At 69.3% G+C, this 17781-nt stretch carries 22 protein-coding genes and 1 pseudogene; 7 read left to right on the top strand and 16 right to left on the bottom strand.

The annotated features are described in order from the left end of the window. Window positions 1–22: 22 nt before the first annotated feature. Window positions 23–1930, bottom strand: coding sequence for a molecular chaperone DnaK (dnaK, locus tag AC069T_RS08560; RefSeq protein ID WP_478782007.1), 1908 nt, complete (start codon window positions 1928–1930; stop codon window positions 23–25). A gap of 595 nt (window positions 1931–2525) precedes the next feature. On the opposite strand from dnaK, the gene AC069T_RS08555 reads away from it, so the two are divergent. Both AC069T_RS08555 and AC069T_RS08550 read left to right on the top strand, forming a co-directional pair. Next, window positions 2526–2726 (top strand): cold-shock protein, encoded by a 201-nt coding sequence (locus tag AC069T_RS08555; protein WP_478782006.1) that lies wholly within the window; start codon window positions 2526–2528, stop codon window positions 2724–2726. Window positions 2727–2848: 122 nt separating this feature from the next. Then, window positions 2849–3046 (top strand): annotated as a pseudogene (locus tag AC069T_RS08550) (transposase); the annotation flags it as partial. Window positions 3047–3238: 192 nt separating this feature from the next. Here the strand turns inward: AC069T_RS08550 and AC069T_RS08545 are convergent. From AC069T_RS08545 to AC069T_RS08520, 6 genes are all read right to left on the bottom strand, one after another. Continuing rightward, on the bottom strand, window positions 3239–3502 hold the full coding sequence (locus AC069T_RS08545) for a hypothetical protein (protein WP_478782005.1): 264 nt from the start codon (window positions 3500–3502) through the stop codon (window positions 3239–3241). Window positions 3503–3568: 66 nt separating this feature from the next. Next, window positions 3569–4030 carry an OB-fold protein gene (locus AC069T_RS08540; protein WP_478782004.1) on the bottom strand — a complete coding sequence of 154 codons (462 nt, stop codon included), beginning with the start codon at window positions 4028–4030 and terminating at the stop codon, window positions 3569–3571. 378 nt (window positions 4031–4408) lie between these two features. After that, window positions 4409–5278 carry an SDR family oxidoreductase gene (locus AC069T_RS08535; RefSeq protein WP_478782003.1) on the bottom strand — a complete coding sequence of 290 codons (870 nt, stop codon included), beginning with the start codon at window positions 5276–5278 and terminating at the stop codon, window positions 4409–4411. Window positions 5279–5310: 32 nt separating this feature from the next. Beyond that, on the bottom strand, window positions 5311–5838 hold the full coding sequence (locus AC069T_RS08530; RefSeq protein WP_478782002.1) for a hypothetical protein: 528 nt from the start codon (window positions 5836–5838) through the stop codon (window positions 5311–5313). A 143-nt stretch (window positions 5839–5981) separates the two neighbouring features. Next, window positions 5982–6683, bottom strand: coding sequence for an SDR family NAD(P)-dependent oxidoreductase (locus AC069T_RS08525; protein ID WP_478782001.1), 702 nt, complete (start codon window positions 6681–6683; stop codon window positions 5982–5984). A 187-nt stretch (window positions 6684–6870) separates the two neighbouring features. Then, window positions 6871–8241: a metallophosphoesterase gene (locus tag AC069T_RS08520; protein WP_478782093.1), complete on the bottom strand. Its 1371-nt coding sequence runs from the start codon at window positions 8239–8241 to the stop codon at window positions 6871–6873. Window positions 8242–8451: 210 nt separating this feature from the next. Here AC069T_RS08520 and AC069T_RS08515 point away from each other — a divergent pair, with 210 nt between their 5' ends. Both AC069T_RS08515 and AC069T_RS08510 read left to right on the top strand, forming a co-directional pair. Beyond that, window positions 8452–9303: a helix-turn-helix transcriptional regulator gene (locus AC069T_RS08515; protein WP_478782000.1), complete on the top strand. Its 852-nt coding sequence runs from the start codon at window positions 8452–8454 to the stop codon at window positions 9301–9303. A gap of 247 nt (window positions 9304–9550) precedes the next feature. Continuing rightward, complete coding sequence (locus tag AC069T_RS08510; protein WP_478781999.1) at window positions 9551–9862, top strand: hypothetical protein; 312 nt, start codon at window positions 9551–9553, stop codon at window positions 9860–9862. Between the two features lie 428 nt (window positions 9863–10290). Here the strand turns inward: AC069T_RS08510 and AC069T_RS08505 are convergent, their stop codons facing one another. The 7 genes from AC069T_RS08505 to AC069T_RS08475 form a co-directional block, all read right to left on the bottom strand. Continuing rightward, a complete protein-coding gene (locus tag AC069T_RS08505; protein ID WP_478781998.1) occupies window positions 10291–10524 on the bottom strand; it encodes a hypothetical protein in 234 nt (77 codons plus the stop codon). After that, window positions 10521–10685: a hypothetical protein gene (locus AC069T_RS08500; protein ID WP_478781997.1), complete on the bottom strand. Its 165-nt coding sequence runs from the start codon at window positions 10683–10685 to the stop codon at window positions 10521–10523. The genes AC069T_RS08505 and AC069T_RS08500 overlap by 4 nt, the downstream gene beginning before the upstream one ends. Before the next feature lie 173 nt (window positions 10686–10858). Continuing rightward, on the bottom strand, window positions 10859–11125 hold the full coding sequence (locus tag AC069T_RS08495) for a DUF4235 domain-containing protein (RefSeq protein WP_478782092.1): 267 nt from the start codon (window positions 11123–11125) through the stop codon (window positions 10859–10861). Between the two features lie 5 nt (window positions 11126–11130). Further along, entirely contained in the window at window positions 11131–11580 is a 450-nt protein-coding gene (locus AC069T_RS08490) for a DUF3618 domain-containing protein (protein WP_478781996.1), read from the bottom strand. Continuing rightward, window positions 11577–11996 carry a phage holin family protein gene (locus AC069T_RS08485; RefSeq protein ID WP_478782091.1) on the bottom strand — a complete coding sequence of 140 codons (420 nt, stop codon included), beginning with the start codon at window positions 11994–11996 and terminating at the stop codon, window positions 11577–11579. The genes AC069T_RS08490 and AC069T_RS08485 overlap by 4 nt, the downstream gene beginning before the upstream one ends. 263 nt (window positions 11997–12259) lie before the next feature. Further along, a complete protein-coding gene (locus AC069T_RS08480; RefSeq protein ID WP_478781995.1) occupies window positions 12260–12808 on the bottom strand; it encodes a phosphatase PAP2 family protein in 549 nt (182 codons plus the stop codon). Between the two features lie 58 nt (window positions 12809–12866). After that, window positions 12867–13916: a YihY/virulence factor BrkB family protein gene (locus AC069T_RS08475; protein WP_478781994.1), complete on the bottom strand. Its 1050-nt coding sequence runs from the start codon at window positions 13914–13916 to the stop codon at window positions 12867–12869. A gap of 147 nt (window positions 13917–14063) precedes the next feature. Here AC069T_RS08475 and AC069T_RS08470 point away from each other — a divergent pair, with 147 nt between their 5' ends. Beyond that, window positions 14064–14543: a hypothetical protein gene (locus tag AC069T_RS08470; protein ID WP_478781993.1), complete on the top strand. Its 480-nt coding sequence runs from the start codon at window positions 14064–14066 to the stop codon at window positions 14541–14543. A gap of 132 nt (window positions 14544–14675) precedes the next feature. On the opposite strand, the gene AC069T_RS08465 is transcribed toward AC069T_RS08470, so the two are convergent. Together AC069T_RS08465 and AC069T_RS08460 are read right to left on the bottom strand one after the other, a co-directional pair. Then, entirely contained in the window at window positions 14676–14837 is a 162-nt protein-coding gene (locus AC069T_RS08465) for a hypothetical protein (protein WP_478781992.1), read from the bottom strand. A 35-nt stretch (window positions 14838–14872) separates the two neighbouring features. Then, complete coding sequence (locus AC069T_RS08460) at window positions 14873–15286, bottom strand: Hsp20/alpha crystallin family protein (RefSeq protein ID WP_478781991.1); 414 nt, start codon at window positions 15284–15286, stop codon at window positions 14873–14875. Window positions 15287–15512: 226 nt separating this feature from the next. On the opposite strand from AC069T_RS08460, the gene AC069T_RS08455 reads away from it, so the two are divergent. Together AC069T_RS08455 and AC069T_RS08450 are read left to right on the top strand one after the other, a co-directional pair. After that, window positions 15513–16100: an HdeD family acid-resistance protein gene (locus AC069T_RS08455; RefSeq protein ID WP_478781990.1), complete on the top strand. Its 588-nt coding sequence runs from the start codon at window positions 15513–15515 to the stop codon at window positions 16098–16100. A gap of 565 nt (window positions 16101–16665) precedes the next feature. Beyond that, window positions 16666–17088, top strand: coding sequence for an Hsp20/alpha crystallin family protein (locus tag AC069T_RS08450; protein WP_478781989.1), 423 nt, complete (start codon window positions 16666–16668; stop codon window positions 17086–17088). Window positions 17089–17781 lie beyond the last annotated feature (693 nt).

The raw sequence follows: 17781 nt of genomic DNA, 5'->3' as shown, positions 1-17781 counted from the left end.
TCACCTGTTCGGCTCGCACCGTTCACTCCGGCCGGAACTCGGCGTCGATCACGTCGTCCCCGCCCGCGGTGCCCTGACCGCCGGGCCCGCCCTGCGGGCCGGGTCCCGGTCCGGCCGGCCCAGCACCCGGTGCGCCACCGGCGGTAGCGGCGAGCCCGTGTAGCATCTGCTGCAGGTCCGCGGTCAGGGACCGCACCCGGTCGAGCGGGGCCTCCTCCTTGACGGCCTGCCGGGCGTCCGCGATCAGCTGTTCGGCGCGGGCCTTGTCGTGTACGGCGACGGCGTCGCCGAGCTCTCCCAGCCGCCGCTCCAGGTGGTAGGCGGCGCTGTCGAGCTCGTTGCGCGCCTCCACCTGCTCGCGGATGCGGGCGTCCTCGGCCCGGTTGCGCTCGGCCTCCTGGACCATCTTCTGCACTTCGGACTCGTCCAGGGTGCCGCTGCCGGAGACGGTGATGCTCTGCTCGGCGCCGGTGTCCTTGTCCTTCGCGGACACGTTCAGGATGCCGTTGGCGTCGATGTCGAAGGTCACCTCGATCTGCGGCACGCCCCGGGGCGCGGGGCGGATGTTCTCCAGCCGCACCCGGCCGAGCACCCGGTTGTCCGCGGCCCGTTCCCGCTCGCCCTGCAGGACGACGACGTCGACGGCGGGCTGGTTGTCCTCGGCGGTGGTGAACGTCTCGCTGCGCCGGGTGGGGATCGTGGTGTTGCGCTCGATCAGCTTGGTCATCAGCCCGCCGAGCGTCTCCACGCCCAGGGACAGCGGGGTCACGTCCAGCAGCAGGACGTCCTTGACCTCACCCTGGAGCACGGCCGCTTGGACGGCCGCACCGAGGGCGACCACCTCATCGGGGTTGACGGACATGTTCGGGTCCTTGCCGCCGGTCAGCCGCCGCACCAGCGCCTGCACCGCCGGGATGCGCGTCGAACCGCCGACGAGGATCACTTCGTCCAGGTCGTCGGCGGTCACCTTGCCGTCGGCCATCGCCTGCCGTACCGGGCCCATGCACCGTTCGACCAGGTCGGCCGTGAGCTGCTCGAACGTCGCCCGCGTCACGGTGGTGGTCAGGTGCTTCGGGCCGGAGGCATCCGCGGTGACGAAGGGCAGGCTGATCTGCGTCTGTGCGGCGCTGGACAGCTCCACCTTCGCCTTCTCCGCCGCCTCGTACAGCCGCTGCAGCGCCTGCGGGTCACGGCGCAGATCGATGCCGTTCTCACGCTCGAACTGCTCCGCCAGATGATCCACCAAGCGCCGGTCGAAGTCGTCACCGCCCAGGTGCGTGTCACCGGCGGTCGAGCGCACCTCCACCACTCCGTCGCCCACATCCAGGATGCTGACGTCGAACGTGCCGCCGCCCAGGTCGAAGACCAGCACCGTCTCGTGCTTCTTCTTGTCCAGCCCATACGCGAGGGCCGCCGCGGTCGGCTCGTTGACGATCCGCAGGACCTCCAGCCCCGCGATCCGCCCCGCGTCCTTCGTCGCCTGCCGCTGCGCGTCGTTGAAGTACGCCGGAACCGTGATCACCGCCTGGGTGACCTTCTCCCCGAGCTGCTTGGCGGCGTCGTCCACGAGCTTGCGCAGCACGGCGGCGGAGATCTCCTCCGGCGCGTAGGACTTGCCCCGCACCGAGAAGCGCGCCGCGTCCTCAGGGCCGGCGACGACTTCGTAGGACACCTGCTCAGCCTCCGTGCCGACCTCGTTGAAGCGCCGGCCGACGAACCGCTTCGCCGAGTACACCGTGCCCTTGGGATTCAGTACGGCCTGCCGGCGCGCCATCTGCCCCACCAGCCGCTCGCCGGTGTCGGTGAACGCCACCACCGACGGCGTCGTGCGACCGCCCTCGGCGTTGGTGATCACGCGAGGCTGCCCGCCCTCATAGACGGCGATCACGGAGTTCGTCGTGCCCAGATCGATACCCACAGCCTTAGCCATCACCATGCCTCCACGCTGATAGATACGACCGCTGTCTCGGCTAGCCCGTCCTGCTCACCGCTTCCGGCCAGCTGGCGGTCATGCCCCGCGACCGCGGGAGACAGGACATCCTCGATCACCCCTGAAGGGGACTACTGCGACACATCACGCAATCCACAACTGGCCTCCACGTCATCGTGCGACTGCAACATCCGCCACGGGCAACGCTCCTTGGCCGGGCCGCCGCGTGCGCCACGCCCGGACAGCCAGGGCGGCACATCAGCAGGCCGGGCACGGAGTACCGCCTCCGTGGCGCCGCCAAGCCTGACCGGCCACGACGACTCATCCACTAACCGTAATAAAAGTTGAGCCTTGTCTTGTCAAGAATGGTGCAGTCACGCCAGAAGCCGTCGAAGTGAAGGGCTCAAGACGGCGCCGATCTCTCACGGAAGGCGATGAAGGGCTGACCGAACGCACGCCGACCATCAAGGAAGGCGCTGCGCTACTCACCTCCAAGCGGCCCACCGGCACCTTCACCAGGCAGCTGTTCCCCAGCCGGTGCGGTCGGTGCCGTACCGCCCCGGCACCGCCACACCCTCAGGCGAAGGAGAAGACCATGGCTACCGGCACGGTGAAGTGGTTCGCGGAAAAGGGCTTTGGCTTCATCGAGCAGGACGGTGGAGGACCGGACGTGTTCGTCCACTACTCGGCCATCGCCGGCGGCGGCTACCGGGAGCTTAGCGAGGGCCAGGAGGTCCGCTTCGACGTCACTCAGGGCAACAAGGGTCCGCAGGCCGAGAACGTCACCCCGGCCTGATCACACCGGCGGCCCGCGGGCCGCCATCACCATCCCGCCTCGGCGGTCAGGGGCACACGACGCTGCCAGAAACGGAAGACGCCCCCGCGCGCGACACGCCTGCCCAGCGAACTTTGCCGGAGTGGAGCAGATCCCTCCCACTGACCGGCAAGGCCAGACTCTGGGAACCTCGCCTCCTGCGGCTTCGCCTGTTCACCGCGGCAGGACAGCTCGTCACCACCAGCCGCCGGTGAATCCTCCGCCTGGCCCGGCACTGGCCCTGGACCAGCCACATCACCACCATGCTCGACCAGCTCGCACTCCTGCCGAACCCCGGCTGACCAGCAACTCTCCTGCCCCTACGACAGCAGCCCGACACCGGAGCAGTGGAACCCGGCGCCTCCCCGAAGCGACACTGGGCCCTCGATCTGCCCATTCGCAGCCCACGGCACGAAAACGGTCCACCGACTCCGTCGGCGGACCGTCACGAAACGTCGAGGCTTGGGGAAGGAAGGGATGAACCCGGGGCTCATTCACAATCTCTTCAGGACGAGCGCGGCGCCGAACATGCTTGCTGCCAGCGGAACACCGATCTCCGCAATGGCCGAGATCAGGTAGTGCGCGGTCGAGTACACGCCATACGGAATCGTATACCCGGAGCCGGCGTCGATCGCCCTCAGGGCGCTTTCACCGAAGAGGGCGCTGAAGACCCCGATGAAGGCGAGGGCGTACGACGCGACACACGCGCGCTTTGCGGCAGCCGCGTTGGATTTTGGCTCCCTTTTCAAAGTTTCCAATCCCTTCCATGATGGGACCCGCCAGCCATCCGCTCGCCGTCCCCGTGATTGTCTTCGCTGGGTTAGTCATTCGATGATTTCGGCGTTTTTGAAGATCAGGACGTTGTTGTGGTCGGCGAAGACGTCACAGGTTGCCGTCGCGGTGATTCCTTGTCCGCTCTTGAAGCTCTCCAGCCGACGGAAGGATTCTGCGCGGCGGTCATCGTGAGGGAGGACAATGCTGGCGAGATGGGTGCCGTTCTTCACATCCGATGCTTCAATCGTGGGCGTCCCGTACTCGCTGGCGCCTGTCTTCAACACGACGGCCCGGACGGTTACGGACCGGCCGTAGCACTCTTTCTCCGCGCGGGACCGGTCGGTCATGAACTGGTCGTGAAGGTCCCGGATCCGAACCGGCTCATGAGCAGCAGAAGCGTCATCGGATGCGGGGGACGTATTCTCGTTACCCGCACCCGCGCAGCCCGCCAGGACGACGAGAAGCGCCAGGGCGCCTGTGAGAATCCTGCCGTGCCTCATCGCGTCATCCACCTATTTCTTTCTTCCTGTTTCTCAAGTCCAAAGAGCATGGAAAGAAGGGATCCAGCTGGGCTCTCCACACAATGGCCCGGTGGCCCAGGGGGCCGCATTTGACGTCCCAGACTTCGGTGAGCGCGGCGGTGTACCGACGTGCGTTCCGGAAGCCGGGGCCGTTGTTCGCTCGGCGGCAGGGTCGTGGTCATGCCGTCACGCTGCTCCCTTCCCGGGTGATCAACCAGGCACTGCGTTTCCTGGTACCGCCGGTACCAGTTCGGTTGAGCCGGTACACGGTGAGGCCCTCTCGATGACGGGCTGGTCCGCAGGATCACCCTGGAGCGCTCCATGACCACGGCATCGTGCGGCAGCCGCAGGCGGTGGCCATGATGGAGGTCAGGCTGGTCGGGCGGTCAGTGTCCGGGCGACGACTGTGGCCAGCGGCGTGGTGGGCCGTCCGAGGATCTGGCTGAGGTCGCCGGTGATGTGGGTCAGTGCGCCGTGGGAGATGTACAGGTCGGCGTCGACGATGAGGTCGGCGGTGTGGGAGGGCAGACCAGCCTGGGTGAGGATCTGCCAGTACTGTTCGGCTGGCAAGTCCGTGTAGGTGACCGGCCTGCCGGTGTGCGCGGCGCACGCCGCGGCGAGTTCTGACAGCGACCAAGCGGTGTCACCGGTGAAGTCGTAGATCTTTCCGGCCTGGTCGTCAAGGGTGAGGATCACGGCCGCGGCCTCGGCGAGGTCGGATCGGGTCGCGGAGGCGATCCGCCCCTGACCCGCACTGCCGACCAGGGTGCCGCGTGCGACGGCGTCGGGCAGGGTGGCGGTGTGGTTCTCGGTGTACCAGCCGTTGCGCAGCAGGACGGTGGGCAGGCCGGAGTCGGTGAGGGCCTGCTCGGTGTCGCGGTGCACCCGCGCCAAGGTCATCGGGTTGGTGGGGGCTCTGGTGACCGAGGTGTAGGCGACCAGGCCGACGTCGGCCTTGGCCGCGGCGTCGACGGCCGCGCGGTGCTGGGCGATGCGGACGGGATCGGAACCGGTCGAGGAAACGAGCAGCAGCTTGTCGGCGCCCGCGAAGGCGGCCGGCAGGGTTTCCGGCCGGTCGTAGTCGGCGTGGCGGACCTCGACGCCCAGGGCGGCGAGAGCAGTTGCCTTGGCGGGGGTGCGGACGGCCGCGACGATCTCGGCGGCGGGGACGCCACGTCGGAGGAGGTGCTCGATGACCTCGCTGCCGTAACGTCCGGTGGCACCGGTAACGACGATCATGAGAAGCAGGGGTCTCTTCCTGTGCGTGCGCTCTATGCGGTGAGAGGGGCGGGAGCCGGAGCGCCGGAGTGGGTGGGCTGGTGCTTCCAGGCCAGGAGGAGGAACCAGACGGGCACCAGGATGCCGCCGGGGAACAGGAATTCCTGGGGCAGGACGTTGCCGAGGAAGCTGTAGAGGGCGAGCCAGGAGCCCAGGATCACGCCGACGACGCGGATGCTCTTCGACGGGGCGAGCAGGGAGGTGGTGATGAACCACATGCCGGCCATGACGTGTCCGCCCAGCCGTACGGCCCAGGCGATGTCGTGCGGTATCTCGTTGATCGTCATGATGGCTGACAGGACGTCGAGGGTGAGCCATCCGAAGCCGGCCGCTTTCGCCCACACGGGGGCGGGCATGCGCGAGACGATGAACATGATGGCCAGGTGGAACAGAACGCCGGTGTACTCGACGGCGACGGCTCCCGGGGCGACGGCGAAGGAGACCAGCGAGGGCGTGAAGAGGACGGGAGGAAGGAGGGCGAGGGTGCGGAAGCTGAGGATGTCGCGGTCAGGCGTGAGCACGTCGTGTCGTTCCTATGGCTGGCTGAGAAGGTGTTCCGGAGAGGGCGCAAGGACTCTGCGGTGGCGTCACAGGCGGCTTGCGCCCTGCGTGGCCGGGAGACAGGGAGGGGCGCCGGGACGGTGGCTGGTTGCTGCGGCCTGCTTCACCAGGGGCTGATGCCGTCGTTGTCGAGGAAGGTGCCGGTGGGGCCTTCGGGGCCGAGCAGTGCGGCCCGGACGATGGGAGCGGCGCCCTGCTCGACGGTCTGGAAGCCCTGGCGGTTGTTGAGGTCGGTGGCGGTGGGGCCGGGGTCGACGACGTTGATGCGCAGGCCGGGGTAGGCGCGGGCGTACTGGACGGTCAGCATGGACACCGCCGCCTTGGAGACCGGGTACGGCAGGAGGTTGGGCACTCGGGACTCGGCGCGTTCGCGGTCGTGGACGCGGGCGAAGGAGCCCAGCCCGCTGCCGACGTTGACGACGACGCCGTTGCTGCTGCGTTCCAGGAGGGGGAGGAAGGCGTGCAGCATGCGGACGATGCCGACGACGTTGGTGTCCAGGACGGCGGCCATGTCGGCTCCGGTGCACTGACCGAGCGGTTTGGGGCCGCCGCCGTTGATACCGGCATTGTTGACCAGGACATCGAGCCGGCCGTGCTCGCCGGCGATGCGCGTGGCGGCGGCCCGGACCGAGTCCTCGTCGGTGACGTCCAGGACGAGCGGCAGGGCGCCGAGTTCGTTCGCGGCGCGCTGGGCGTCGTCGCCGTTGCGGGCGGCGGTGTAGACGGTGTGGCCGGCGGCGATGAGCTGGCGGGCGGTCTCGTAGCCCAAGCCCTTGTTGGCTCCGGTGATCAGCGTGATGGTCATGCAAGCGAGTGTGCGCCGCACCGCTGAGAGCGGCCAGAGACGCTTCTTCCTGGTACTGGCAGTACCAGCCGAATCCACCCCCGCGTCACGAGAGGAGCCGACGGCCGGCCCGGTGAGCGCAGCGGTACCGCAGCGTGCGAAAGCCCCCCGGTTGTCTGCCGCCGGCTGTACGGTGCGTCCCTGCTGGTCATGCCTGTCGGGAGGCCAGTTCCACGATGGTGATGTCCCAAGGGGCGCCTACCCGGACGGGTGGCCCCCAGGCTCCCGCGCCGCGGGTGACGTACAGCTGGGTGTCGCCGTAGCGCTCCAGTCCGGCGACGGTCGGGTTGTCCAGGTGGGCGATGAGGCTGCCGGGCCAGAGCTGGCCGCCGTGGGTGTGCCCGGACAGCTGGAGGTCCACGCCGTGCTCGACGGCTTGGTGGATCATCAGCGGCTGGTGCGCCATCAGCACGGCCGCGCGGGCCGTGTCACGGTCGCCGAGCGCCCGGGCGTAGTCGGGGGCGTCGGCGTGGTCCTCGCCGGAGATGTCGTTGACGCCGGCGAGGTCGAAGCCGGGCATCTCGACGCGGGCGTTGCGCAAGGGGTGCACGCCCAGCTCGCGTACCCGCTCCACCCACTCCTGGACACCGGAGTAGTACTCGTGGTTGCCGGTGACGAAGTACGAGCCGTGCCGGGCCCGCAGCCGGGCAAGTGGGTCCACCGCGGTGCCGAGGTCGGCGACCGATCCGTCGACGAGGTCGCCGACGATGGCCACCAGGTCCGGCTGGGCAGCGTTGATGGTGTCGACGATCCGCTGGGTATGGGCCCGTCCCAGGATGGGGCCGAGGTGGATGTCACTGACGACGGCGATCCGGTAGCCGTGCGCGGAGCGTGGGAGCTTGGCGAGCGGCACGGTGATCCGTTTGACGCCTGGCCCGGAGAACACGTCGGCCATGCCGTAGCCGACGGTAGCGACGGCCGCCGCGGTGGCTGCTCCGCCGACGATCCGGGAGACGAAGAGCCGACGAGTCACCCCGGGGGCCTGCGGAACTGTCTGCTCCGTGTCTTCTTCCCTCGCGTTCTGGTCAGATCCGCGCCCAGGAGTGCCGGGCATGTCGGGGGCACCGATTCTGGCGGACGCCAGGGCGCCCGGGTCCATGGAGGTGATCGTGCGCCCGTCGCTCTCGGCGGGTAGTGAAGGCGCGGCCGTCTCCGGGCGGGTGGCGACTGCTGCCGGGAACGTGCGGCACCGACCGGTCACCTTCCGCCGGCGGTGGGCGCGCAGCAGCAGCGGCCGGACCACCTCACCCACAGCCAGGGCAAGCAGCAGATACAGCAGCAAGGCCAGCCACAGGAAGCCCGGCCAGGCCAGCACCCGCTGGAGCCAGAACGGGGCGCCCGCCTGGCCCGCGCCCAGCGCGCCGAGCGAGAGCAGCGGCAGGACGACCGCGGCGACCGTACCCGCACGCCGTACCGCACCTCCGCGAGCCGTCACATCGCGCACCAACCGGCGCCACACATACCAGTGAGCCCCGGCGAGCAGAACGACGATCACCGCCATGACCAGCAGCACGACCAGCACGATCCATTTTCTCCTGTCAGCTCTGTGCACGGCCATGCGAGGCGCGAGGCATAGCCCGGTGACACGCGCCGTCGTGTCCGGAAGACGACCAGAGGGCATGCCATGACCTGCGACTCTGCTGCACACCGCCGACAGGACACCAGGGACGCATCTTCCTGGGAACGCCGGTACCAGGCTGTTCACCTGCCGGTCTGCAACGATGGGCTCATGAATACGTCCGGTGAGCTGGGCACCATCCTGCGGATATGGCGTGAACGGCTGACACCGCAGATGGCCGGCCTGCCGGCGAACACCGCCCGGCGCACCAGGGGGCTGCGGCGCGAGGAGCTGGCCGTGCTCGCCGGGGTGTCGGTGGACTACATCGTGCGCCTGGAACAGGGGCGGGCCTCGGCACCGTCCGCGCAGGTGTGCGCCGCTCTCGCCCGCGCGCTGCAGCTGGGCGACACCGAGCAGGAGCACCTGTTCCACCTGGCCGGTCATGCCACCGGTACGGGCCGTATCAGCCGCCTGGTGCCGGGAAGCATCCGGCGGCTGGTGGACCGCACCAGCGACCGGCCTGTCGCCGTCTTCGACGCGATGTGGACCCTCCTGATATGGAACCCGATGTGGGCCGCCCTCATGGGGGACCCCTCCCAGTTGCGGGAAGCAGAGCGCAACGTCCTGTGGCTGCACTTCGTCGGGTTCTCCACCTGTCACGTCCGCAAGTCCGCCGGCACCGAGGCGTTCGACGCCTCCATGGTCGCCGACCTGCGCCGCAGCGCCGGCCGCTACCCCGACGACCCTCAGTTGCACCAGCTCGTCACACGGCTGGGCGAGGAGAGCGAGCGGTTCAGCGAACTCTGGCAGCGCCACGAGATCGCCGAACACGGCCCGACCGTCAAGAGCATCGCCCACCCCGATGTGGGACATCTCGACCTGGACTGTGACGTCCTCACCACCCAGCGCGGCGACCTGCGCATCGTCATGTACACCGCCGAACCCGGCAGCGAATCCGACAGCAAACTCGCCCTGCTCGCCACCATCGGCATCCAGCACATGATCACCGACGCCGCCCGATAACCGCCGGAAATCGGTCCATCGCTTAACGGCGGATGGACACCATGCAGGGGCCTCACTGACGGCGTGCTAACCGTCAAGGTCCCCAAGGCCCAGAAGGCCAAGCTCCGGCGCATCGAGATCACCTCCTGACTACGCCCATACATACCGCCGGGGCGCGTCTGTTCAGGCGGGGCCCGTGCGCCTGCCCTGCGCCTGGCGCACGGGCGGATAAAGGCATGGCCGTGCCGGATCGGGGCAGGCGGCCTGGGTGTCCTCCTCACCGTCCGACCTGCTGGAGCAGGTGCGCTATGCCTTGGTCCAGGCCGGCTTCCACCTCGCGAGCGAAGACGCGCACGCCAGTGAGCCGGGGCTGGCGGTCACAAAAGTGCCGGCTGGTGTGCTGGTGAGATGGACGGCCTCGGATGGGTTCACCTCGCTGGCGAACGACCAGCCTGGAGCCTCGGGCGACAGCATGCACGCGATAGTGCGGGCCGCGGTGTCGGGCCTGCTGGTGCAGCTGGGACACACCGTCACGGAACCGCCGGACGGTGGGGACTTGCTGGTCCTGGCCGGTCAGTAGCCCGAAGGCCGCCCCGACCGGGCGGGGCGGGATCGCGTACCCAGCAACACCGCACCGGCGATCTGGTTGATGGGGTTGTTGCTGCCGGGCGCCGTTGCGTCCGCTCCTGGCCGGTTGGTGGACTGATGGGGCTGCCGGACCGGGCCCGACCATGGGTGCGGTGGGAGTGGCGGTGGAGGCCGTGTCCGCACCGCGCGGTCAGCGCCCGTGCCCGGGGGTGACGGCGGGAGCGGGCCATCCACTCCTCGTCCGGGTGGCCGGGCACGGTCGGCCATCGGTCTCCCCCTGCCGTGCGAGCTGGGCGAAGATCGGCTCCAGCTCGGGGCGCGGAACCGTTCACTTCCGCGCACTGGGCGCTGATGACGGGCGCGGGCCGCATCGTCGTCGTGGTCATCACACCGGGTGCAATGCCTCTTCGGCCGTCCGGCCTATCCACGCAGTCGGTCGACTTGGCATAGAGCGGCGCGGGCCTGATCACCATCGAGAAGCAGAGCAAACTCGTTGAATGCGACCGCCATGACGTCATCGGCAGTGGGCTGCTGGCCCTCGGGTGCACGGCGGGCGGCGAGTTCGGCGGCGCCGCGGGCCACGATCTTCTCGCGTGTCGCGTCGTCGAGGGTGTCATCGGTGAGCGCGGCCAGCACCTGCCGCCACAGCGTCACCGCTCGCTCCCACCACGGGGTGGGGGCAGAGCTGTGTCCGGCGTCGGGGCGTCGTCGGCCTCGTCATCCTGCGGCCAGCGCCCGAAGGGACCCTCGGGCTGTTCGGGCGTGGCACCCAGGACGCCGGGGCCCTTGGTGCGGTGCGGCGGCAACACAATCACGTGAGTCACTTTATGCGGCTGCGGGCCGGTACAGGGACGAATCGGCTGCAGCTGTCAGGCGGGCATCGCGCGGATGGGGACCCACGGGGGACCTTTTTCGTGTGTGCAGGGAAACCTGTAAGCGGGGGTGCCGGTATCCACGTCACACCGGCACCCCCGCTTGTCACCTGCGGTCAGCCGGGCCAGGTGCCGGTCAAACGGCGTGTGGCCGCGGCACCGGCGCGGTCGACGGCAGCCTTGACCCCGGCGAAGATCGCGCCCTGCACGGTGGCAGCGAGCAGGACCTCTGTCCAGGCGCGGTCCTCGTCGGTGGCGTCGGGGGCGTCCTCGTCGTGGCCGAGCATCTTCCACGCCTGCTTGAACAGGGCGCCGGCGAGCATGCCGCTGACGGCTCCCAGGGCGAGACCGACCGGCTTGTAGGCGATCTTCGAGGCTTTCAATTCGCTCACCCCTTCCTGCGGCGGCAGGCCAGCCACATCAGGACGGCGCCCGCGGCCGCGGCGAACAGCAGGGAGCGGTTGTCCCGCACCGCCTGCGCCCCCTGGGCTGCCTTCTGCCGCACGGGTTCGGGTGTCTTCTCCTGGAGCAGCTGGGCCGCTTGCGCAGCCTTGGCCCGGGCCTGCCCGGCGGCGGATGCGGCCTTGTCCTTCACCGGCTCAGGGATCTTGTGCTGCACCTGGGTGGCGGTCTGGGCGGCCTTGGCCTTCAGCTCGCCGGCCTTGGCGGCGGCCTGCTGCTTGACCTCGGCTGCCTTCTCCTGGGCGCGGGCCTTGACGTCGGCCTTGGCCGCCAGCGCCTCGACCGTCTGCCCGAGCTCCTCGCGGGTGTGCTCGACCTGCTCGCGCAGCTGATCGGGGCTGGAGGCGGTGGGCTCGTCGTGGGGTGGCTGGGTCATCGCTTGGCACTCTCCTTGATCTCGGCCACGTCGGCCTTCACGCTCTCGACGGTCTGCTCGGGCGCGGGCGGCGCGGCCTGGTCGACCTGCTTCTTTCCACTCATGGCCATCACCGCGGCGATCACACCCAGCACTGCGGTAACGATCAAAGCGGCGGCCCACACCGGAAGCGGCACCGCGAGGGCGGCGATGACGGTGGCCACCAGGGCCTGTGCCATCAGGAAGCCGACCACCCCGGCGCCGCCGAACAGGCCGCCGCCTTTGCCGTAGCGCTTGCCCTTCTCCTTCATCTCCGCCTGCGCCAGCCTCAGCTCACCGCGCACCAGCTCCGTCAGCTGCTGCGAGGCACGCTGCACCAGCTCGCTCACCGGCTCGTCGCCGCCCTGGGTATTGCCGCGGCCAGAGGGTGGCTGCATGGTCGACACGACGATCACCTCCTGATCTTTTCGTCCTGATCATGACGGCAGGCCCTGCAGTGGCCTGTCGCGTGAGTACGCGTACCCCTAACGGCCCGGATCAGGACATCAGCTCGACGCGGTATCCGAGCCAGGGGTTGAACCGTGGTGCGGGGTTACCCGCCTGGCTGCGGCCCTGGTTGCGTCGCGGCGGCGACCCCGGGCGCCTGCCATCGGCGATGCCCGCCCGTCTCGTGGCCCGGCATCACAGCAATGAGCGACAGCTAGAGCCAGTGGCGCAGGATCAGGGAGGGCGCTCGGCGGGTGAACCAGGCGGCAGCCAAGCCCATGGCGGCGCCGGCGGCGACGTCGCTGGGGTAGTGGGCGCCGCTTTGCACGCGTTCGATGGCCACCATGGCGGCCGGCACCGCGCACAGGGCACCGGCCATCGGCCATGTGGGGGCGACGGCGGCGGTGAAGGCGATGGCGGCGGCGGTGTGCCCGGAGGGGAAGGAAGAGGAGTCCGGACGGTCCTCGGCCTCGTCGTGCGGGAACCACTCCTTCGGCGGCCGGGGGCGGTCGGCCAGCGGCTTGCACACGGCGTTCGACACCAGCTGCGCCACCGCCACAGCGGCCAGGCCCGCAGCGGCGGCCCGGCGGCCCCGGCCGCCGCCCGCCCAGGCCATCACCGCGGCCGCGCCGCACCACAGCTTGGTCCCCTCCGCCGCCTCCTCCACCGCCGACAGCGTCCGGTGAAGGCCGGGCGAGGCACCGGCGGCGAGCCGCTTGGTCAGATGCCGGTCTGTCTCACGAATCCTTGCCAGCAAGCTCATAGCCTGCTCATATCCCGCAGATCACCGACCCATGCCCGACCGTCGCCAGCGGTGCGTTTCAGGTCTCGTCCAGGCGGCGCCGGTCTTCCTCGTCCCATGTGCGGGTGTCGCGGGGCTGGGTGTAGGGCTCGGCCTCGGGCGGATGGCCGCCTGCGATGGCCCGCTGCCGGACGGTCTCCGCGTCGAACTCCAGGCCCAGCAGGATCGCCAGGTTGGAGATCCACAGCCAGATCAGGAAGACGATGACGCCGGCCATGGTGCCGTAGGTCTTGTTGTAGGAGGCGAAGTTGGCGACGTAGAAGGCGAAGCCGGCGGAGGCAATCATCCAGATGACCAGGGCCAGGAAGCTGCCTGGGGTGACCCACCTGAAGCCCTTCACCTTCGCATTCGGGCTCGCCCAGTACAGGATCGCGATCATCACGGTGACCAGGAGTACCAGGACCGGCCACTTGGCGATCGACCACACCGTCAAAGCGGTGTCCCCGATCCCGATCGCCTGCCCCGCCTGGCGGGCCAGGGGGCCGGTGAAGACGACGATCAGGGCGCTGATGACGGCCAGGATCATCAGCACGACCGTGACCGCGACCCGCAGGGGCAGGACTTTCCACACCGGGCGGCCTTCGGGCATGTCGTAGACGGCGTTGGAGGTGCGGATGAACGCCGCCACGTAGCCGGATGCCGACCAGATCGCCAGCGCAAGGCCGACGATGGCCATGATCGACCCGATGCCGGCGTTGCCCTGCAACTGCTCCACGGCCCCGGTGATGATGGTGCGGGCCGAGCCGGGAGCGAACTGCTTGAGGTTGTCCAGCACCGCGTTGGTGGCCGACTTCCCGGCGATGCCCAGCAGGGAGACCAGCGCCAGCAGCGCCGGGAACAGCGACAGCACCCCGTAGTACGTCAAGGCCGCCGCGCGGTCGGCGAGCTCGTCGTCCTTGAACTCTTTCAGCGTGCCTTTGAGGACCTTGCCCCACGACCCTTTGGGCAGCTTGGTCGGGGCGTTGGGTGCCCGCCGTTCGACCTCCGGTCCCGGCCCGGCCTCCTCCGGTGCGACTCCTTGGTCCTCACGGTGGTGATCTTTTCGCCCTGGAAGATGCAGCTTCGCCATACGATGCGGGTAACCCGGCGCCATGCCCTTAACACCCCCACCGTGCCATAAACGTCGCCCAGTTGGCGGTTAGAGAGCCCCGGCTGCCGACGCCCGCCCGGTACGGTGCCGGAAGACACAACAACAGCAGCAGCGGGGTGGAGCGTGATGGCAGAGCCGGTTCGACGGCGCGGAGATGTGCTCGGTTTCGGACTTGCGGCCGCGTTCTTTTTGCCCGGGGTCGCCTACCTCGGCATCACCAACGGCCACGACTTCATCGACAACGATTTCTTCGCTTTCATGTACTGCGTGGCCAGCGTGAGCTTCGTGTCGGTCCCGCTGCTGTCGTGGCGCCGAAGCGGCCGCTGGTACGCGGACCCGGGCTTCGGCCGCACGACCTGGTTCCCGTGGCTGTTCACGACCGCGCAGGGCATCGCCTACAGCGCCCAGCGCACCGACTCCAACCTCTTCGTCCTGGCCGGGGGCTGGGGCACGTTCATCGGCGCTGGCATCATCGCCATGTACTGCCTCGGCAACGCCTTCTGGCTGAACGAGCAAGACCGCGCCGCGCACGAAACCACCAAGGCCGCGGCCAGCAAGAAAGCCGGACAACCGGATCCCCACGAGCCCCAGGCCGACAGCACCTGAAACGGCGCTCCGTTCAGCATGGAGAGGGGACTTCGTCGTCCAGGCGGGCCATCATCGTCGGGCAACCCTCCCTCGGTGACCTCGACGGGAAACCGAACACCCCGGCGCTGACCGGGCTGCTGGTTGCGGAGATCAGTTGTTCCCAAGGACGGTCCGCATCCGCTGGTAGCGGTCCAGGTCCTCCCAGGTGTCGCGGTCGGGCGGGCTGGGATTGCGCCGTCCGGTGCCCCAGGCCCAGACGCTGGCGGCGAGGCCGGCGGTCAGCGGTATGAGCAGCCACAGCAGGGCCTCCACGGTTCGAACCTCCTTCGGCATGGCGGGACGGCTTGTCAGGCGGTGAGCTGCTTGGGTGTGCCGCCAGAGATGGCGATCTGTCTGGGCTTGGCGTGGGCGGCCAGCGGGATACGCAAGGTGAGGACTCCGTTGTCGTAGGCCGCCTCGGCGGCTGCGGTGTCCAGGGTGTCGGACAGCGCCAGACACCGGGTGAACCGGCCGGCGGGGCGTTCGGTGAGCACGGCCCGGGAGTCCGACGGGATGGGCGAGGGGCGCTCGGCGTTCAGGATGAGGATGCCGCGTTCGGTGGTCAGTTCGATGCTGGAGCGGTCCATGCCCGGCAGATCGAACAGCAGGTACAGCGCGTCGTCATTCCGCCAGGCATCCACCGCAATGACGGCCGCGCTCGGGTCGGCGGCGCGCGCTATGAGCCGGTCAAGATCACCCAGAGCGCCGGTACGCGCAAGCATCCCCTTCTTCTCCCTTCACAACCTTGCCCCGCCCACAGCTACGGGTTGCCGGATTCCTGCCGCTCATCCATATAGCCGACCGCAGCATCCTTGACAAACTGGCACTACGTGAAGTTGACAACACCCGACTCAGTTTCGTATCACGTGCAGTGAATGTTCGGTTGCGCCGACACCTTGCCCTGAGGGCGGGGCAGTTGGCGCGGACAGCCGGAAGGAGGTTTTGACGGTGACGGAGAGCAGGAAGACTGGCTGGCTGCTGGGGGCCCGGGGCGCGGCTGCGGTCGCCTTCGGCGCGGTGACGCTGATGTGGCCGCAAGCGACGGTGCTGGCCCTGGCCCTGGTGTTCGGTGCGTACGCGCTGGCCGATGGCGCGATGCTCCTGACGACGGCGTGGTGCCACCGGCGGGAGCGCTGGTGTGCTGCGGCCTGCGCGGGCGCTGGTGTGCTGAGCGTGGTGGCCGCTGTGGGGACGGCACTGTGGCCGGGGCTGACGGCCCTGGCGCTGGTGGTCATGGCGGGTGCTTGGGCGATCATCACGGGCTGTCTGGAGCTGTGGGCGGCTACCCGGATACGGCATGAGCTGCGGCACGCGTGGCTGTGGCGCATCTCCGCCGCCGTGTCGGTGGCGGCAGGTGCGCTGCTGTGGCTGCGTCCAGATATCGGCGCGGTGGCCATCGCCCTGGTCCTGGGCCTCTACGCGCTGGCCGTGGGCAGTATCTGGCTGGTCGCGGCCTGGCGCGAGTACCGCTCGCACGCCGGGCGCGCCTCCCGGTCGTGGAGGGGTCCGGCGTCCGGTGCCCGCATGGCCCACTGACAGCCGGAACCTGTTCATTCGCCCTCGGGTGCCATCGCAGGCCACAGGCCCGCGATGGCACGCGAGAGCACGGCTGGAAGGCTGGTGAGCATCGTGACGCTGACGCGGCTGTACCTCGAGGACGGCGATCTGGTGGTGCGTCTGCCCTGGTGGTGGGCGCTCGCGGCGCGGCGCCGCACCGTGCGCCTGCCCCTTCGATTCGTGGACGAGGTCCGCGTGGAGCCGCACTGGTGGCGCGCGGTGCGCCCCCGACCGGCTCCCGGGTACCGCTTCCGTCCGGGCCGCTGGTGCGTGGGCGAGCTGCAGCACACGCGCGGGCGGGACTTCGTCGCCGTGCGCGCACAAGGGGCCGGTGCTCGTGGTGTCGACCCTCGGCCGCGACGCTCCCTATCCCCGGCTGGCCCTGTCCGCGCGCGACCCGGAAACGGACGCCGCCTGGCTGCGGCAGACCGCCGTCACGAACGACCCAAAAGGTTGAGCCGATGAGTGTCAACTTTCTCGCGGTGTGGTATATCAGAACTAGAGGCAACGGAGTACGGAACGACCTCTGAAGGAGGGATGGAAGATGCTGATGCGTACGGATCCCTTCCGCGAGCTGGACCGGCTCGTCGACCGGGTCTGGGGCACGGCCGCGCACCCGGCCGGCATGCCGATGGATGCCTGGCGTGAGGGTGAGACGTTCGTCGTGGAGCTGGACCTGCCGGGTGTGAACCCGGAGTCCATCGACCTCGACGTCGAGCGCAACGTCCTGACCGTGAAGGCCGAACGCAAGCCGACGTACGGCGAGAACACTGAGACGGTGGTCACCGAGCGGCCCGCGGGGACGTTCAGCCGGCAGCTGTTCCTCGGCGAGACCCTCGACACCGAGAAGATCGAAGCCTCCTACGAAGCGGGCGTGCTGAGGCTGCGGATCCCGGTCGCCGAGCAGGCCAAGCCGCGCAAGATCGCCATCAGCGGCGGCGACAGCCGCAAGGAACTGAGCGGCTGACGACCTGGAGGGTCCGGTCAATTCCCGGGTCTCACGTGACGTCGGCCTTCAAGACCACAACCGGGTCTTGAAGGCCGACGTTGTCGTGTGGAGTGGGTGCGGATGCCGGTGCAGCCGAAGGGGTGTGGGGGAGATCCCGGTGGTGGAGACGGTGTGGGTGGCTCGGGCCGTGTTCCCGAAGGGGAGCTGGGGATCCTGCTGCGCGATGAGCTGGGGCCGCTCTTCCGTGACGAGGCAGTTCGCGGATCTCCCCGCCCAGGTGCCGTTCTGCCTTCTCCCCGGCGGGGCCAGCGCTGGTGTCGGTGTTGCTTTCCGGAACCCGGTCCGGCTGACGCCCGTGCAGGGGGCACCAGGGCCAGTAGGACACCTTGTAGGCTCTCGCCCTTGCGGAGCAGTGCCCGCACGAAGGACGCTCACAGGCATGTCCGATCAGCACGCGGCTGCCGCGATGACCGCCGCAGCCGTCATCGCCCCGATACTGCTCGCCCGGGCAGCGGTCATACACCAAAGCAGCCGGACACGACGTGCCCGCGCCGCTCACCCGCCGCGCCGCCCCTGCGCACCGAGAGCCCGTGAGACCCCGCCGGCTGCGGCCGCATTAGCTGAGGACGCCTTCGCCGCGTGCGTGCGGGAGGCTGAAGAGCATGTCCACCGTTGCTGGCAGCAGCTCAAAGCACGGGTGGACCCGCCCGA

This window comes from Streptomyces sp. NPDC043867 (assembly GCF_056435845.1).
This window is presented reverse-complemented; position numbering and strand designations above follow the sequence as displayed.

Bases quoted from the DNA above. Each gene is read 5' to 3' on its own strand.
- AC069T_RS08555 (WP_478782006.1), top strand. From the start codon at position 2,526: ATGGCTACCGGCACGGTGAAGTGGTTCGCGGAAAAGGGCTTTGGCTTC.
- AC069T_RS08475 (WP_478781994.1), bottom strand. From the start codon at position 13,916: ATGGCGAAGCTGCATCTTCCAGGGCGAAAAGATCACCACCGTGAGGAC.
- AC069T_RS08525 (WP_478782001.1), bottom strand. From the start codon at position 6,683: ATGACCATCACGCTGATCACCGGAGCCAACAAGGGCTTGGGCTACGAG.
- AC069T_RS08470 (WP_478781993.1), top strand. From the start codon at position 14,064: ATGGCAGAGCCGGTTCGACGGCGCGGAGATGTGCTCGGTTTCGGACTT.
- dnaK (WP_478782007.1), bottom strand. From the start codon at position 1,930: ATGGCTAAGGCTGTGGGTATCGATCTGGGCACGACGAACTCCGTGATC.
- AC069T_RS08480 (WP_478781995.1), bottom strand. From the start codon at position 12,808: ATGAGCTTGCTGGCAAGGATTCGTGAGACAGACCGGCATCTGACCAAG.
- AC069T_RS08450 (WP_478781989.1), top strand. From the start codon at position 16,666: ATGCTGATGCGTACGGATCCCTTCCGCGAGCTGGACCGGCTCGTCGAC.
- AC069T_RS08460 (WP_478781991.1), bottom strand. From the start codon at position 15,286: ATGCTTGCGCGTACCGGCGCTCTGGGTGATCTTGACCGGCTCATAGCG.
- AC069T_RS08490 (WP_478781996.1), bottom strand. From the start codon at position 11,580: ATGACCCAGCCACCCCACGACGAGCCCACCGCCTCCAGCCCCGATCAG.
- AC069T_RS08485 (WP_478782091.1), bottom strand. From the start codon at position 11,996: ATGCAGCCACCCTCTGGCCGCGGCAATACCCAGGGCGGCGACGAGCCG.
- AC069T_RS08515 (WP_478782000.1), top strand. From the start codon at position 8,452: ATGAATACGTCCGGTGAGCTGGGCACCATCCTGCGGATATGGCGTGAA.
- AC069T_RS08535 (WP_478782003.1), bottom strand. From the start codon at position 5,278: ATGATCGTCGTTACCGGTGCCACCGGACGTTACGGCAGCGAGGTCATC.